Source organism: Pseudomonas sp. 8_5_2, assembly GCF_059295255.1.
Genome location: NZ_CM181238.1, coordinates 5,412,752 through 5,427,996, shown reverse-complemented (window position 1 = coordinate 5,427,996; position 15,245 = coordinate 5,412,752). Strand labels below are relative to the sequence as shown.

The 15,245-nt window shown below is 63.4% G+C and carries 11 protein-coding genes and 1 pseudogene; 8 read left to right on the top strand and 4 right to left on the bottom strand.

The window, feature by feature from the left end; translation table 11 throughout:
* Positions 1-31 precede the first annotated feature (31 nt).
* The gene (locus tag AC5O5R_RS24850; RefSeq protein WP_172286281.1) at positions 32-1,834 is read right to left on the bottom strand and encodes an acyl-CoA dehydrogenase; all 1,803 of its coding nucleotides are present in this window, start codon (positions 1,832-1,834) and stop codon (positions 32-34) included.
* Positions 1,835-2,132: 298 nt separating this feature from the next.
* On the opposite strand from AC5O5R_RS24850, the gene AC5O5R_RS24845 reads away from it, so the two are divergent.
* Both AC5O5R_RS24845 and AC5O5R_RS24840 read left to right on the top strand, forming a co-directional pair.
* The gene (locus AC5O5R_RS24845; protein ID WP_256676313.1) at positions 2,133-2,330 is read left to right on the top strand and encodes a hypothetical protein; all 198 of its coding nucleotides are present in this window, start codon (positions 2,133-2,135) and stop codon (positions 2,328-2,330) included.
* A 155-nt stretch (positions 2,331-2,485) separates the two neighbouring features.
* Positions 2,486-2,587, top strand: a pseudogene (locus tag AC5O5R_RS24840) (DUF3077 domain-containing protein); the annotation flags it as partial.
* A gap of 171 nt (positions 2,588-2,758) precedes the next feature.
* Here AC5O5R_RS24840 and putA read toward each other — a convergent pair.
* Together putA and AC5O5R_RS24830 are read right to left on the bottom strand one after the other, a co-directional pair.
* Entirely contained in the window at positions 2,759-6,712 is a 3,954-nt protein-coding gene (gene putA, locus AC5O5R_RS24835; protein ID WP_172286282.1) for a trifunctional transcriptional regulator/proline dehydrogenase/L-glutamate gamma-semialdehyde dehydrogenase, read from the bottom strand.
* A gap of 64 nt (positions 6,713-6,776) precedes the next feature.
* Positions 6,777-6,995 carry a hypothetical protein gene (locus AC5O5R_RS24830; protein WP_172224428.1) on the bottom strand — a complete coding sequence of 73 codons (219 nt, stop codon included), beginning with the start codon at positions 6,993-6,995 and terminating at the stop codon, positions 6,777-6,779.
* Between the two features lie 75 nt (positions 6,996-7,070).
* Between AC5O5R_RS24830 and putP the strand changes: the two genes are divergently transcribed.
* Positions 7,071-8,549 (top strand): sodium/proline symporter PutP, encoded by a 1,479-nt coding sequence (gene putP / locus AC5O5R_RS24825; protein WP_172224425.1) that lies wholly within the window; start codon positions 7,071-7,073, stop codon positions 8,547-8,549.
* A gap of 76 nt (positions 8,550-8,625) precedes the next feature.
* Here putP and AC5O5R_RS24820 read toward each other — a convergent pair whose 3' ends face one another.
* Entirely contained in the window at positions 8,626-8,880 is a 255-nt protein-coding gene (locus tag AC5O5R_RS24820) for a hypothetical protein (RefSeq protein WP_172224422.1), read from the bottom strand.
* A gap of 190 nt (positions 8,881-9,070) precedes the next feature.
* Between AC5O5R_RS24820 and AC5O5R_RS24815 the strand changes: the two genes are divergently transcribed.
* The 5 genes from AC5O5R_RS24815 to AC5O5R_RS24795 all read left to right on the top strand — a co-directional run bounded on the left by AC5O5R_RS24815 (position 9,071) and on the right by AC5O5R_RS24795 (position 15,199).
* Positions 9,071-9,907 (top strand): 23S rRNA (adenine(2030)-N(6))-methyltransferase RlmJ, encoded by an 837-nt coding sequence (locus tag AC5O5R_RS24815; protein ID WP_494514809.1) that lies wholly within the window; start codon positions 9,071-9,073, stop codon positions 9,905-9,907.
* A gap of 124 nt (positions 9,908-10,031) precedes the next feature.
* Positions 10,032-11,789: a carbamoyltransferase family protein gene (locus AC5O5R_RS24810; protein ID WP_110745982.1), complete on the top strand. Its 1,758-nt coding sequence runs from the start codon at positions 10,032-10,034 to the stop codon at positions 11,787-11,789.
* Positions 11,773-12,903, top strand: a complete 1,131-nt coding sequence (locus AC5O5R_RS24805; RefSeq protein WP_172286284.1) for a glycosyltransferase — start codon at positions 11,773-11,775, stop codon at positions 12,901-12,903. Before AC5O5R_RS24810 ends, AC5O5R_RS24805 begins: the two co-directional genes overlap by 17 nt.
* Positions 12,903-13,799 (top strand): antimicrobial resistance protein Mig-14, encoded by an 897-nt coding sequence (locus AC5O5R_RS24800; RefSeq protein WP_172286285.1) that lies wholly within the window; start codon positions 12,903-12,905, stop codon positions 13,797-13,799. The genes AC5O5R_RS24805 and AC5O5R_RS24800 overlap by 1 nt, the downstream gene beginning before the upstream one ends.
* A complete protein-coding gene (locus AC5O5R_RS24795) occupies positions 13,796-15,199 on the top strand; it encodes a PIG-L deacetylase family protein (RefSeq protein WP_494515480.1) in 1,404 nt (467 codons plus the stop codon). The genes AC5O5R_RS24800 and AC5O5R_RS24795 overlap by 4 nt, the downstream gene beginning before the upstream one ends.
* Positions 15,200-15,245 lie beyond the last annotated feature (46 nt).

The window sequence follows — 15,245 nt, the reverse complement described above, 5'->3', positions numbered from 1 at the left end:
CGGAAGCCTCCGTGTACACGGTGGCTCCCCCCTAGAACCACGCGTCTTGCATGGCGAGGCAGGTATCATCGCGCGCCTCGAGCAATGCCAGCTCATTATGGCAGCCTGGTAATTCCCAGGTCAGAAAATAACGCGCGGCCTGCAGCTTGCCGAGGTAGAAGTCGTGGTCGGCGGGGTTGCCTTTGCGCATGCCGAGCTCTGCGTGAATCGCCTGCTCCAGCCAGCGCCAGCCGATCACGCAGTGACCGAAGGCTTTGAGGTACAAGGCTGAATTGGCCAAGGTGGCAGCGACTTTACCTTTGGCCAGGTCGCCGAGCAGTACCAGGGTTACGCTTTGCAGGCGGTTGACCAACTGCTCCAGCGGCTGGCGCAGGGAGGCAAGGTTTGGATGGTGGCTGGCGCGCTCGCCAGTTGCTGCCATCAGCCGAAAAAGTTGCTTGAGCCCGGCACCCTTGTTTTGTGCCAGTTTGCGCCCAAGCAAGTCGAGCGACTGGATGCCCTCGGTGCCCTCGTGAATCGGGTTCAGGCGGTTGTCGCGGTAGTACTGCTCAACCGGGTATTCACGGGTATAGCCGTGGCCGCCGAGAATCTGGATAGCCAGTTCGTTGGCCTTGAGGCAGAACGCCGAGGGCCAGGATTTGACGATCGGGGTCAGCAGGTCGAGCAGCGCCTGCGCTTGGTGGCGGGACGCCTCGTCGTTGGCGGTCTGGGTATCGTCGAACAGGCGCGCTGCGTAGAGGCCCAGGTCGAAGGCACCTTCCACGTATGCCTTCTGTGCCAGCAGCATACGTTTCACATCGGTGTGCGCGATGATCGGTACCGCGGGGCTGAGCGGGTCTTTGCTGTCCGGCAGCCGGCCTTGTGGCCGCTGACGGGCATAGTCCAGCGAATACAGGTAGCCGGCGTAACCCAGCATTACTGCGCCCATGCCAACGCCGATGCGCGCCTCGTTCATCATCTGGAACATGCAGGCCAGGCCATGGTGTGGCTTGCCAACCAGGTAACCGACGCACTGGCCATTCTCACCGAAGTTCAGGGCGGTGGAGGTGGTGCCGCGCCAGCCCATCTTGTGGAACAGCCCGGCCAGCAGCACATCGTTGCGCGGGCCAAGGCTGCCGTCCGGATTCACCGTGTACTTGGGGACAATGAACAGCGAGATGCCCTTCACCCCTGGCGGTGCGTCCGGCAGTTTGGCCAGGACCATGTGCACGATATTTTCCGACAGTTCGTGGTCACCGCCGGAGATGAAGATCTTGTTGCCCCTGAGCCGGTAGCTGCCGTCGCCCGCCGGTTCCGCACGGGTGCGGATATCGGCAAGCGAGGATCCTGCGTGGGGCTCGGTCAGCGCCATGGTGCCGAAGTAGCGGCCTTCGATCATCGGCTGCAGGAACAGCCGTTTCTGTTCATCCGTGCCGAAACTCTCGATCAGGTTCGCCGCGCCCATGGTCAGGAACGGGTAGGCCGTGGTGCCAGCGTTGGCGGCCTGGAAGTGGGCGAAGCAGGCCTGCGAAACCAGGCTGGGCAGCTGCATGCCACCGACCTCGAAGTCGCGGTTGGCGTTGAGGAAGCCGGCTTCGAGGAAGGCGTCGACTGCCGGCTTCACCTCCGCGATCAGCTCGGCGCGGCCGTCTACATAGCGCGGCTCGTTTTCGTCGGCCTTTCGGTTGTGCGGAGCGAAGAACTTTTCGGCGATGGTGCGTGCGGTGGTCAGGGCCGCGTCGAAGGTTTCGCGGCTGTGCTCGGCGAAGCGCGGGCGTTGGGTCAGGGCTTGGGCGTCGAGGACTTCGTAGAGCTCGAAGGCCAGGTTGCGGTGGCAGAGCAGGGTCTCGGGCATGGGGGCGGTCCTGAGGCGGGATGCTGCGAGTGTAGGGAATCGGCTGAGGTGGGGGGAGGTTAATAGGTTTGGGTGATATGGGGTGAGAACGGGTGGGGCATACAGCTGCCCGCTTTGATCCTTTTTGCGCTTGTGAGATCGGGCGCCGCCCGCGTGGCGCTTCGCGTGACAAGGCCGCTCACAGGTGCTGGAAAGGGTGAGGCGGACACCTTCCAGTCCCCCGCATTCTGACCTGGTTCGGTTAGGTTTTCCGTCATAAGGGCCACCACACACCTGCTGTCAAACAAGAGAGTGGCGGTTGTGCACCCTGTTCCAGGCCACGGATCACGCGCCGTGTGCCGCAACCGTTGTGCACCACGCCATGCAGCTGCAGCCCAGGTCGCCGGCTTCGATCCTGATGATGACCTCGATACATGAACTGGAGGCGCTGCGGGCTTTGCGTGAGTCGACGTTGATTCAGGTGCAGATGGCCGCTGAGCCCAAGCCTGTGCATTGAGGCTGTGTAACGTGTTGCCTGGGCTGGCCTCTTCGCGGGTAAATCCGCTCCCACAGGTACTGTGCAAACCTTGGGGCTTGTAATGAACCTGTGGGAGCGGGTTCACCCGCGAAAGGGGCCGCCCAGGCTGTCGAAAATTATCAGGGGATTGAACAATGACAACAGAAGATACCCAGTTCACCGTAGGCAAGACGACTTTCTACCAAGGCGAAAACTGCACACATCCACTGTTTCGCATTGAGCCCGGTATCCCGTGCAATGGCCAAGGCACTGATGGATGATGCCGAGTTGGGCATGAAGCAGTGAGGGCATGCCTCCCGGTTGCGTGAAGGGGCGGGCACCTGTCTGCCCACCCCCAATTTCAAGTCATGCACTCCATAAAAAAGGGAGAGCCGAAGCTCTCCCTTTCCTTTCAACAACCCCCAGCCTCAGCCAATGGTCATCAAGCTGGCATTACCCCCAGCAGCCGCAGTGTTCACACTCACCGCCCGCTCGATCACCAGTCGCTCAAGCGCAATCTGATGGTCGCCGCTGGACAGCCCGTGCACACCGACGATCGCCCCGGCACGCTTGGCTACCTGCTGGCACACGCTGCGCAGCTGGTCCGAGTCGCCATGGTGGATCACGGCGTCGAACGCTACCTCATCCTTGCTCCAGTCCGCTACCAGCTTGACCTTGGCCTGCAGCTCCTTCGGCAGGCGGGCGCGCAGGGCTTTGCCCGGTTCGCCGTCAGCCCATACCGCCGAGCTGCCAACCGCCAGCACTGCAGCGAACTGCGCCAGCAGGTCGGCTTCGTTGTCTGCCAGGCACAGCACATGCTCGCGGGGCAGGATGGTGTAGCTGTTGCGCTCGCCGGTCGGGCCTGGCAACAGGCGGGCGATGCCGCTTTGCGATTGCCCGGCGAACTGGCTGCACAGTGTGGCCAGGTCGGCCAGCTGGTTGCCTTCGGCCCAGGCCTTCAGGCCGTGCAGAGGCTTGATCAGTTGCTCGTGCAGGGCGCGGTCTGGCTTGCCTTCGCCATCCTGCAGTGCGAAGTGGCGAGCTATTGCGTCGACCGGGCGGGTCGACAACAGGCGGTAGAGGTACAGCGGGCCGCCGGCTTTCGGGCCGGTGCCGGACAAGCCTTCACCACCGAACGGCTGCACGCCCACCACTGCACCTACGATGTTGCGGTTGACGTACATGTTGCCGGCGTTGGCGGTTTCCACCACCTTGGCAATGGTCTCGTCGATACGGGTGTGCACGCCCAGGGTCAGGCCATAGCCGGAATTGTTGATCTGCTCGATCAGCTGGTCCAGGTTGCGACGGTTGTAGCGCACCACGTGCAGCACCGGGCCGAAGATTTCGCGTTTCAGTTCGTCGAAGCTGTCCAGTTCGATCAACGTCGGCATGACGAAGGTGCCGCGTTTGACCTCGGCAGCATCGGCAATGGCGACCTGATAAACCGAACGGCCTTTTTCGCGCATACCCTGGATGTGCTTCTCGATGCCGGCCTTGGCTTCGGCGTCGATCACCGGACCGATGTCCACGGCCAGGCGGTCCGGGTTGCCCAGGCGGCTCTCGGCCATGGCACCTTTGAGCATTTCGATCACGCGGTCGGCGGAGTCTTCCTGCAGGCACAGCACGCGCAGGGCCGAGCAACGCTGGCCGGCGCTGTCAAAGGCCGAAGACACCACGTCGATCACCACCTGCTCGGTCAGTGCCGAGGAGTCGACGATCATGGCGTTCTGGCCGCCGGTTTCGGCGATCAGCGGGATCGGGCGGCCCTGGTTGTCCAGGCGGCCGGCAACGTTACGCTGCAGCAGACGGGCAACTTCGGTGGAGCCGGTGAACATAACGCCCTTGACGCGCTCGTCACCGACCAGGCCGGCACCGACGGTTTCGCCGCGGCCTGGCAGCAGTTGCAGCACGCCTTCAGGAATGCCGGCTTCCAGCAGCAGGCGCACGGCCTGTGCGGCGATCAGCGGGGTTTGCTCGGCCGGCTTGGCCAGTACCGGGTTGCCCGCGGCCAGTGCCGCAGCCACCTGGCCGGTGAAGATGGCCAGCGGGAAGTTCCACGGGCTGATGCACACCACCGGGCCCAGCGGGCGGTGGGCGTCGTTGCTGAAGTCGTTGCGGGCCTGCACTGCGTAGTAGCGCAGGAAGTCCACCGCCTCGCGCACTTCGGCGATGGCGTTGGCGAAGGTCTTGCCGGCTTCACGCACCAGCAGGCCCATCAGCGGCTGGATCTCGGCTTCCATCAGGTCGGCGGTGCGTTCCAGGATGGCGGCGCGTTCAGCCGGCGGCGTGGCCTGCCAGATCGGCGCGGCGTTGATCGCGCACTGGATGGCGTTGTCGACGTCGCCTACGGTGGCTTCCTGGACATGGCCGACCACGTCGCGGTGGTCCGCCGGGTTCAGCACAGGTGCAGCAGCGGACTCGCTGGCGCTGCAGGCCAGCAGCGGGGCAGCTTTCCAGTCGTTGTGCGCGGTGGCCAGCATGGCGCAGGACAGCGACGCCAGGCGGTGTTCGTTGGCCATGTCGATACCGGCCGAGTTGGCCCGCTCGCTGCCATACAGCTCACGCGGCATCGGGATGCGCGGGTGTGGCAGGCCGAGGCTGCCTTCCTGGGTGCCCATGCGCTCGATGCTGGCGACCGGGTCGGCAACCAGTTCCTGAATGGAAATCGAGTGGTCGGCGATGCGGTTGACGAACGAGGTGTTGGCGCCGTTTTCCAGCAGGCGACGCACCAGGTAGGCCAGCAGCGTTTCGTGGGTGCCGACCGGCGCATAAACGCGGCAAGGACGGTTCAGCTTGCCTTCGGAGATCTTGCCGACCACCTGCTCGTACAGCGGCTCGCCCATGCCGTGCAGGCACTGGAACTCGTACTGGCCGGGGTAATAGTTCTGGCCGGCGATGTGGTAGATGGCCGACAGGGTGTGGGCGTTGTGGGTAGCGAACTGCGGGTAGATGGCTTCCGGCACGGCCAGCAGCTTGCGGGCGCAGGCCACGTAGGACACGTCGGTGTAAACCTTACGGGTGTAGACCGGGTAGCCTTCCAGGCCTTCGACCTGGGCGCGCTTGATCTCGCTGTCCCAGTAGGCGCCTTTCACCAGGCGGATCATCAGGCGATGGCGGCTACGCTTGGCCAGGTCGATGACGTAGTCGATCACGTACGGGCAGCGTTTCTGATAGGCCTGGATGACGAAGCCGATACCGTTCCAGCCCGCCAGGGACGGCTCGAAGCACAGGCGCTCGAGCAGGTCGAGGGAAAGCTCAAGGCGGTCGGCTTCTTCGGCGTCGATGTTCAGACCGATGTCGTATTGCTTGGCCAGCAGGGTCAGCGACAGCAGGCGCGGGTACAGCTCTTCCATCACGCGCTCGTACTGGGCGCGGCTGTAGCGCGGGTGCAGCGCGGACAGCTTGATCGAGATGCCCGGGCCTTCATAGATGCCACGGCCATGGGAAGCCTTGCCGATCGAATGGATCGCCTGTTCGTAGGACGCCAGGTACTTCTGCGCATCGTGCTCGGTGAGTGCAGCTTCGCCAAGCATGTCGTAGGAGTAACGGAAGCCCTTGGACTCGAAGCGGCTGGCGTTGGCCAGGGCTTCGGCGATGGTTTCGCCAGTGACGAACTGCTCGCCCATCAAACGCATGGCCATGTCGACGCCCTTGCGGATCATCGGCTCGCCGCTCTTGCCGATGATGCGGGTGAGCGAGGAGGTGAGGCCTGCTTCGTTATGGGTGGAAACAAGCTTGCCGGTCAGCAGCAGGCCCCAGGTAGCCGCGTTGACAAACAGCGATGGGCTGTTGCCCAGGTGTGGCTGCCAGTTGCCGTTGCTGATCTTGTCGCGGATCAGGGCGTCGCGGGTACCTTTGTCGGGGATGCGCAGCAGCGCTTCGGCCAGACACATCAGTGCCACGCCTTCCTGGGAGGAGAGGGAGAATTCCTGCAGCAGGCCCTGGACGATACCGGCACGGCCGCCAGCGCTCTTCTGGTTGCGCAGCTTTTCAGCGATACCAGCGGCCATCTTGTTGGTCGCTTCGGCCAGCGGAGCGCTCAGGCGCGCCTGCTCCAGCAGCATCGGCACCACTTCCTGTTCGGGGCGGCGGTAAGCGGCGGTAATTGCCGAGCGCAGTACCGACTGCGGCAGGATGCTCTCGGCAAACTCCAGGAAGCACTGGTGAGCATGATCGGCCTGCACTTCGCCGGCGTCATCTGCCAGGCTGCTGGCATGACCGTTGATTTCGGTCAGGGTGGCACCACCCTCGAGCTTCTCCAGGTAATTGAAGATCGCTTGCTTGATCAACCAATGCGGCGTGCGGTCGATAGACTGCGCAGCTGCCTTGAGTCGCTCACGGGTCGGGTCATCGAGTTTGACCCCAAGGGTGGTCGTCGCCATTTCTTATCCTCATTATTGCCACGGTTGTGGCCTAAGCTGTTGCCAAGAGTAGCTGTAGGATATTTCAGGTGCAACCAGGTGCAACCGGAATTTTCCGTTTATTGGGTGCAACTCGTCCGACACTCTTTTCCATATGGCCGAAAGGGCCGTTTTGGTTGCTTTTTCTTCTGAAAATTGCGGTTGATGCTCCCAAAAGGAGCAAAAAAGCGGCTTTATCTGAAAATGTTGCAGAAGGTGCAACTTGTAACTGAAAAAGGGTTGCACCGTCTTTGCGTTGTTGCATAGGATTCGCCGCCTGGGTGCAACCATCCAAACGGTTGGTTGTGCATGACATAAAAACAAACGCCAGGGCACACGCATGGGCAATCCACTAACGATCACTTTCGTGATCTACATTGCGGTAATGGTGCTGATCGGCTTCGCCGCCTATCGCTCCACCAACAACCTTTCCGACTACATCCTTGGCGGTCGCAGCCTGGGCAGCGTGGTCACTGCGCTCTCGGCTGGCGCTTCCGACATGAGCGGCTGGCTGCTGATGGGCCTGCCGGGCGCTATCTATTTCTCGGGCCTTTCCGAAGCCTGGATTGCCATCGGCCTGACGGTCGGTGCCTACCTGAACTGGCTGTTCGTGGCAGGCCGCCTGCGCGTGCAGACCGAGCACAACGGTGATGCGTTGACCCTGCCGGACTACTTCTCCAGCCGGTTCGAGGACCAGAGCGGCCTGCTGCGCATCATCTCGGCCATTGTCATCCTGGTGTTCTTCACCATCTATTGCGCCTCCGGCATCGTGGCCGGTGCCCGCCTGTTCGAAAGCACCTTCGGCATGCCGTACGAGACCGCTCTGTGGGCCGGTGCCGCGGCGACCATTGCCTACACCTTCATCGGTGGTTTCCTGGCGGTGAGCTGGACTGACACGGTTCAGGCTTCGCTGATGATCTTCGCGCTCATCCTCACGCCGATCATCGTGCTGATCTCCACGGGCGGCGTCGACACGACCTTCCTGGCCATCGAGGCGCAGAACCCGGCCAACTTCGACATGCTCAAGGGCGCGACCTTCATCGGCATCATTTCGCTGATGGGCTGGGGCCTGGGCTACTTCGGTCAGCCGCACATCCTGGCGCGCTTCATGGCTGCCGACTCGGTCAAGTCGATCGCCAAGGCCCGTCGCATCTCCATGACCTGGATGATCCTGTGCCTGGCCGGTACCTGTGCTGTCGGCTTCTTCGGCATTGCCTACTTCTCTGCGCACCCGGACCTGGCGGGCCCGGTGACCGAGAACCACGAGCGCGTGTTCATCGAGCTGGCCAAGATTCTGTTCAACCCATGGGTGGCTGGCGTGCTGCTGTCGGCTATTCTGGCGGCAGTGATGAGTACCCTGAGCTGCCAGCTGCTGGTGTGCTCTAGCGCGCTGACCGAAGACTTCTACAAAGCCTTCCTGCGCAAGGGTGCTTCGCAGCGCGAGCTGGTATGGGTAGGCCGGGTGATGGTATTGGCCGTTGCACTGATTGCCATTGGCATGGCGGCCAACCCGGAAAACCGCGTACTGGGCCTGGTGGCCTATGCCTGGGCTGGCTTCGGCGCTGCCTTTGGCCCGGTGGTGCTGATCTCGGTATTGTGGAAAGGCATGACCCGTAACGGCGCGCTGGCCGGGATCGTGGTTGGCGCACTGACCGTGATCCTGTGGAAGAACTTCGACACTCTCGGGCTGTACGAAATCATCCCGGGCTTCCTGTTCGCCAGCATCGCCATTTTCCTGGTGAGCAAGCTGGGCAGCCCCTCGCAGGCGATGGTGCAGCGTTTTGAGACCGCTGATGCGGCATATCACGCTGACAAGTGATGAGTTGTGAATGAGTAACGCAAGCGGCCCGAACAATGTAGTTGTTCGGGCCGCTTGCGTTTGGGGCGATTGTTGCTTAGAGCGTGAACTCGCACCGGGTCGGCTCGAATGCGCCGGCTTCACGCGGGACGATCCTGGCTTCATAGGTACCAGGGCCATGGCGGTCCAGGCTCACTTCCCACTCGTCGGACTTCGAGCTCGGTACCACTATTGTCTCGGCAGTGCCATCTTGTTTCTTGAGTTTCAGCTGCGCGGTGTAGGGCACATTGTTCACGCCGAGTGTTCCGTGCAGTCGATTTTGAGTTTTATCGTATTGAATGGAAGCTTTCATTTGCATCTACTCCTGGTGGGTGGAAGCTGGATTCTTGCTGCTGGCAGCGCGGCGGAGAATCAGGAACCCGTTCCGGCGGATGAAGGTTTTCAGGGGGGGCGGGAGCGCCTGAAGAAGTGTTGCTGGTTGATCGCTGCACCTGACTCCGCTGGCAAGGCGAGGTAAACTTGCCGCTTGCGCAGGAGTTGCCATGAACTATCGTCACGCCTTCCACGCCGGCAACCACGCCGACGTCCTCAAACACATCGTGCTGACCCGCCTCATCGCCCTGATGTCGCGCAAGGAGCAGCCGTTCGCCTATATCGATACCCACGCCGGCCTTGGTCTGTATGACTTGCAAGGCGACCAGGCGACCCGCACCGGCGAGTACCTGGAAGGCGTCGCCCGCCTGTGGAATCGCGATGACCTGCCGGCCATGGCCGCTGATTACCTGCGCGTCATCAAGCGCCTCAATGCCGACGGCGAGCTGCGCTACTACCCCGGCTCGCCCGAATTGGCCCGCCGCCTCATGCGCCAGCAGGACCGCGCCCTGCTCAATGAAAAGCACCCTGAAGACGGGCCGCTGCTCAAAGAGAACATGAAGAAAGACCCGCGTGTGACCGTGCACCTGGGCGAAGGCTGGCATGTGCCGCGGGCCCTGCTGCCGGTGCAGGAAAAGCGCGCGATCATGCTGATCGACCCGCCGTTCGAGCAGGCTGACGAGCTCAAGCGTTGCACCACATCGATGAAAGAGGCGATCGGCCGCATGCGCCAGACTGTCGCGGCCATCTGGTACCCGATCAAGGATCAACGCTCGCTCACCCGTTTCTACCAGGACCTGACCAGCACTGGCGCGCCGAAGTTGCTGCGGGTCGAGCTGTATGTGCATCACCAGGACAGCCCGCTGGGCCTGAACGGCTCGGGCCTGGCCATCGCCAACCCGCCGTGGGGCCTGGAAGAAGAGCTCAAAGAGCTGCTGCCGTGGCTGGCCAAAGAGCTGGCGCAGACCGCCGGCAGCTATCGCATGGACTGGCTGATCGCCGAATAAGCCGCGCCGCGATCCCTGTGCAGGAGCGCGCAGTTCTTGGTGTTTGCGTTATAATCCCGCCCTTTAGTCGCCACCCGCCCATGAGGCCGCTGGCGCATTTCTACCGAACGAAGAGGCTAATCCCTTGGCATTGACGATTCTTGGCCTGTCCGGCGCCCTTAGCCATGACCCTTCCGCGGCCCTGTACATTGACGGCAAGCTGATTGCCGCCGCCGAAGAAGAGCGCTTCGTGCGTGACAAGCATGCGAAGAACCGCATGCCCTACGAGTCGGCGAAGTTCTGTCTGGAGCAGGCGGGCATCAAGCCTTCCGACGTCGACGTTGTAGCCATCCCGTTCGCCCCGATCAGCCTGTTCGGCAAAGCGCGCTGGCACTATGCCAAGCGCTACTGGTACGCCCCCGACCGCGCCCTCGACGCGATCCTGATGGGCAACCGTCGCTACAAGCGCTACCGCAAGAAGATCGTCTGGTGCCTGGAGCAGCTGGGCTTCGACCCGAAAAAGGTCAAGATCGAGCCGGTCGAGCATCACTTGGCCCACGCTTCCAGTGCCTACCACTGCTCGGGCTTCAAGGAAAAAACCGCGATCCTGGGCATCGACGGCAAAGGTGAGTACGCCACCACCTTCTTCGGCTATGGCGAAAACGGCAAGATCCACAAGATCAAGGAATTCTTCGACCCGGATTCCCTCGGTGGCCTGTATGGCGCTATTACCGAGTTCCTTGGCTTCGAGATGCTCGACGGTGAGTTCAAGGTCATGGGCATGGCGCCGTACGGCGACGCCAGCAAGTATGACTTCTCGCGCCTGGCCAGCTTTGAAAACGGCGAACTGGTGATCAACACCGAGTACGCCAACGTCATTGGCTTGCGCCGCTACAAAGAGAAAGGCAAGGGCTTCTATTTCTCGCCGAAGCTGATCGAATGGCTGGGCCCGAAACGCGAAGGCGACATCGCCGACGAGCCGTACATCCACTACGCGGCCAGCATGCAGGCGCTGTTCGAAAAGCTCGCCTTGCAGATGATCGATCACTACCTGGGCGATACCCTGCGTGAAACCGGCAAGCTGGCCTTCGCCGGCGGCTGCGCGCTGAACGTCAAGCTCAACCAGAAGATCATCGCCCGTTCCGACGTCAAGGAGCTGTTCGTCCAGCCGGCCTCCGGCGACGCCGGTACTGCAGTTGGTGCTGCTGCCTACGTCTCTCACGCCCGTGGCGTGCCGGTCGAGAAGATGGAGCATGTCTACCTCGGCCCTTCGTACTCCAACGAGGACGTGATCGCCGCCTGCGCCCGTCACCCGGACGCGCCGAAGTGGCGCAAGCTCGACAACATGCCCGAGCAGATCGCCAAAATCATGGTCGACGGCAACCCGGTGGCCTGGTTCCAGGGCCGCATGGAGTTCGGCCCGCGTGCCCTGGGTGGTCGTTCGATCATCGGTTGCCCTAGCGTCGAAGGCGTGGCCGACCGCATCAACCACCAGATCAAGTTCCGTGAACGCTGGAGACCCTTCTGCCCGTCGATGCTCGACACCGTCGCCCCGCAGATGATCAAGGTCGACCACCCGGCGCCGTTCATGACCTTCACCTTCGAAGTGGCTGAAGAGTGGAAGACCCGCGTGCCGGAAGTGGTTCACGAGGACGGCACTTCGCGTGCCCAGGTGCTCAAGCGCGAATACAACCCGCGCTACTACGACATGATGAAAGCGCTGGAAGACCTGACCGGTAACGGCGTGTCGCTGAACACCTCGCTGAACCGCCGTGGTGAGCCGATGATCTGCTCGCCGACCGACGCCTTGAACATGTTCTTCGGCTCGGACCTGCAGTACCTGATCATGGAAGACATCCTGGTGGTGAAGGACGGCGCAGCCGCGTATGACCAGCCGCTCTGAACCGCGCATCCTGCAGTTCTGCCATGGCTATGACGGGCCGTTCCTGGACTGTGCCCGTCAGTACGCCAGCCTGTTCCAGGGGCGTGGCTACCAGGTCACCACGGTGTTCCTCACCGGCGCAGCCGATCCTCAAGTGGCGGCCGGCTGCGCGTCGGACGAGGTGCTGTTCCTGGAGTTCAGCTCCAAGGCCGTGCGTGGGCTGAAGCTCGGCGCCATTCGCGCACTACGGCGGATCGCGGCCGAGCGCAATTTCGCATTCTGCATTGCCCACCGTTTCAAGCCGATCTATGTGGCTCTGCTGGGTACGGGCCTGCCGGTAATCGGGGTGCACCATGCCTTTGGCGATTATCAGCGCAAAGGCCGCCGGTTGTTCGCCAACCTGTTCAGCAAGCGCCTGAGCCTGCTGGGTGTGTCCGACGCGGTGCGTGACGACATGCGTCGCTGCCTGCCGCAGTGGCCGGGCGAACGTATCCAGACTTTGTACAACCGCATCGACATCGACGCCTTGCAGGCGGCCCTGGTGCCACGTGCCGAGGCACGCCAGGCCCTGGGCCTGGATGCGCAGGCGTGGATCGTCGGCAACGTCGGGCGGCTGCATCCGGACAAGGACCAGGCCACCCTGCTGAGGGGGTTTGCCCAGGCGCTGCCGGGGCTACCGGTCGGCGCCCGGCTGGCTATCCTCGGCAAAGGCCGCCTGGAGCCCACACTCAAGGCCCTGGCTGCGGAGCTGGGTATCTGCGCACAAGTGGACTTCCTGGGCCAGGTGCCGGATGCGCGCCGCTACTTCCAGGCGTTCGACGTGTTCGCCCTCAGTTCTGACCATGAGCCGTTCGGCATGGTCCTGCTCGAAGCCATGGTCGCCGGCGTGCCGGTGCTGGCCACGGCCTGTGGCGGGGCGCGCGAAGTGGTCGAGGGGGTCGGCATGCTGTTCCCGCTGGGCGATGCAACGCAGCTGGCCCAAGGCCTGAAGCACATGGCCATGCTCGACGCCGGGCAGCGCGAGGCCTGCGCCGAGCACATGCTGCAACGCCTGCGACAGCGGTTCTCCGACCAGGCAGTGCGCGAGGCCTTCTGGCAGTTGCCGCAGGTGCGTGCGCTGGTGGGGCAGGCCTGATGCTCAATCGTATCCAGGCCTTCCGCGAGCGCGGTTGGCAAGCTATCGATGCTGCGGCCTATGCCGAGGCGTGGGCGCGCTTTGGCGGCAGTGTCGCCACCCATCCGCTGGTGGTCGAGCAATTGGCCGAGCTGGCGCAGATCCCGGTGCGGTACCTGGGCTGGCATCAGGCCGGCGAGCTCAGGGCCGCTATCCCCACTTGGGGACGACACCTGGCGCTGTCCAAGGACGTGCTCAAGCGTGCTGGCAAGAAAGCCCTGTTCGACCTGGGCAATGCCGAAATCATTCTGCCTGCAGCGGCCGATGCCACTGCCCCGTTGCGCCATGCCGCGCGCTATCTGTCCGAGCTGAACCAGGGCCGTTTCAGCGGGCTCAAGGCGCAGGCGGAGCAGCTGGCCATGGCTCGGGCCCCTGAAGACCTGTCGAAGAAGTTTCGCTACAACCAGCGTCGCGAATTGCGCCTGCTGGAAGAGGCGGGCGGCGTGGTACGCCCGATCGGTGACTTCAGCGCTGGGGAAATTGCCAGCATGTACTGCGACCTGTTCCAGCGCCGCTGGGGCTTCCCGGCCACCGGTGCCGAACGCATGGCCGAGGTGCTGGAGCGTCTGCGCGCGTTGCTGATCGGCTCGGTACTGTTGCTGGACGGCAAACCGATTGCCATCCAGTTGGTCTATCGGGTCGAGGCGCCGGAGTGGGTCAGCGTCGAGTACATCAATGGCGGGGTCGACCCGGAAACCAAGGCCTTCAGCCCGGGCAGCGTGCTGAGCTTCCTCAATACCCAGGCCGCCTGGGAAGACGCCCGTGCCCGCAACAAGCCGCTGCGCTTCTCGTTCGGCCGTGCCGACCGCGAGTACAAGGATCGCTGGTGCAACCCCGTGCCGGTGTACCAGGCGTGAGCCGCAAGCAGCAATTGCTCAAGCGCCATCGGCGCAACAAGCGCCTGGGCCTGCTGGCAGGCGTGGTTGCGCTGGTCGGCTTGGCAGTAGTGAGTTGGTGGTGGTTGCCGCTGCTGCTGTTGCCGCTGCTCTGGGCCGGCCATGAGGCGTGGTTTGCCGATCACCTGTTCTACGCGCCAGGCGAGGACTATGCCTACGACTTCGGCGAGTACACGCAGCAAGCCCGCGCCAGTCTGGAGGGGGGGCTGCTCAAGGCCGAATGCGCGCTGCAAGGCGAAGAAACCCTGATCCTTGAACTGCGTCTGAAAAGTAGCTGGGTGGGGCGCTTCCTCGACCCGGCGGTCGAACTGCTGGCTGGCGAGCAGGCTGACCGACAAACCTTCGAGCGTGGCGTCGATGGCGTGCGCTTCCTCAACCTGACCGGCCTGGCTGCGCCCCTGCAGGCTGGCACGTTGCGCCTGCGCGGCCGGCATTGCCGGCTGCAAGGCCAGCCACGCCTGTGGATAACCCCGCCGGTCGAGTTGCAGCGACGTCGGGTGATGGTGATTGCGCCACATGCCGATGACGCCGAGCTGGCCGCATACGGCCTTTACAGCCAGGCCGACGAAACCTGGGTGGTCACCCTGACCGCTGGTGAAATCGAGGCCGAGCACTATCAGCAAATGGGCCTGGACAAGGCCGATGCCGCGCGCCTGAAGGGGCGCCTGCGCGCGTGGGACAGCATCGCCGTGCCGCGCTGGGCCGGGGTGCCGGAGTCGCGCTGCGTGCAGTTGGGTTATTTCTGCCTGCAGCTGCCCGCCATGCAGGCTGCGCCGGAACAGCCAGCCGCCTCCCGCGAGGCCGAGGTGGCCGATATCCGCGTATTCCGCCAGTTCAACCCGTTTCCCCTGCCGGCCGACCGGGATGGCGCGCCGACCTGGAACAACCTGCTGGCCGACCTGCGGGCGTTGCTCGACATGGCAAAACCTGAAGTGCTGGTGATGCCGCACCCGCAGCTCGACCCGCACCCTGACCATATCTGCGCCCAGGCGGCCGTGCTGGAAGCCCTGCAGGGACTGGCCTGGCAGCCAGAAACTTTACTGTGCTACGCCAACCACCTGCACGACAACGACCGCTGGCCAATGGGCGACAGTGGCGATGGTGTGGCCTTGCCTCCGCAACTGAGCACCGGGCAGGCCTGGGCGCCTTGCAGCCTGGTGCTGGGCCTGGCTACCCAGCGCGACAAGGCCATGGCCCTGGGCATGATGCACGACCTGCAGCCACCTGCACCCTTCAAGCGCCGACTGCGCCGCTTGCTGCAGCGCTGGCTGGCAGGGCGCAAGCCGTCGCCGTACGGGGAGAATGAGTTCTTCCGCAAGGCTGTGCGCCGGCACGAACTGTTCTGGCGGCGTGAGCTGTAGGCGCGCCCCATGGTTGACCGCGATGGCGCAGAGCGCCCAAGGAATG

Excerpts from the sequence above, each read along its gene's own strand:
- AC5O5R_RS24850 (WP_172286281.1), bottom strand. The coding sequence starts at position 1,834 with ATGCCCGAGACCCTGCTCTGCCACCGCAACCTGGCCTTCGAGCTCTAC.
- putA (WP_172286282.1), bottom strand. The coding sequence starts at position 6,712 with ATGGCGACGACCACCCTTGGGGTCAAACTCGATGACCCGACCCGTGAG.
- AC5O5R_RS24830 (WP_172224428.1), bottom strand. The coding sequence starts at position 6,995 with ATGCAACAACGCAAAGACGGTGCAACCCTTTTTCAGTTACAAGTTGCA.
- putP (WP_172224425.1), top strand. The coding sequence starts at position 7,071 with ATGGGCAATCCACTAACGATCACTTTCGTGATCTACATTGCGGTAATG.
- AC5O5R_RS24820 (WP_172224422.1), bottom strand. The coding sequence starts at position 8,880 with ATGAAAGCTTCCATTCAATACGATAAAACTCAAAATCGACTGCACGGA.
- AC5O5R_RS24815 (WP_494514809.1), top strand. The coding sequence starts at position 9,071 with ATGAACTATCGTCACGCCTTCCACGCCGGCAACCACGCCGACGTCCTC.
- AC5O5R_RS24805 (WP_172286284.1), top strand. The coding sequence starts at position 11,773 with ATGACCAGCCGCTCTGAACCGCGCATCCTGCAGTTCTGCCATGGCTAT.
- AC5O5R_RS24800 (WP_172286285.1), top strand. The coding sequence starts at position 12,903 with ATGCTCAATCGTATCCAGGCCTTCCGCGAGCGCGGTTGGCAAGCTATC.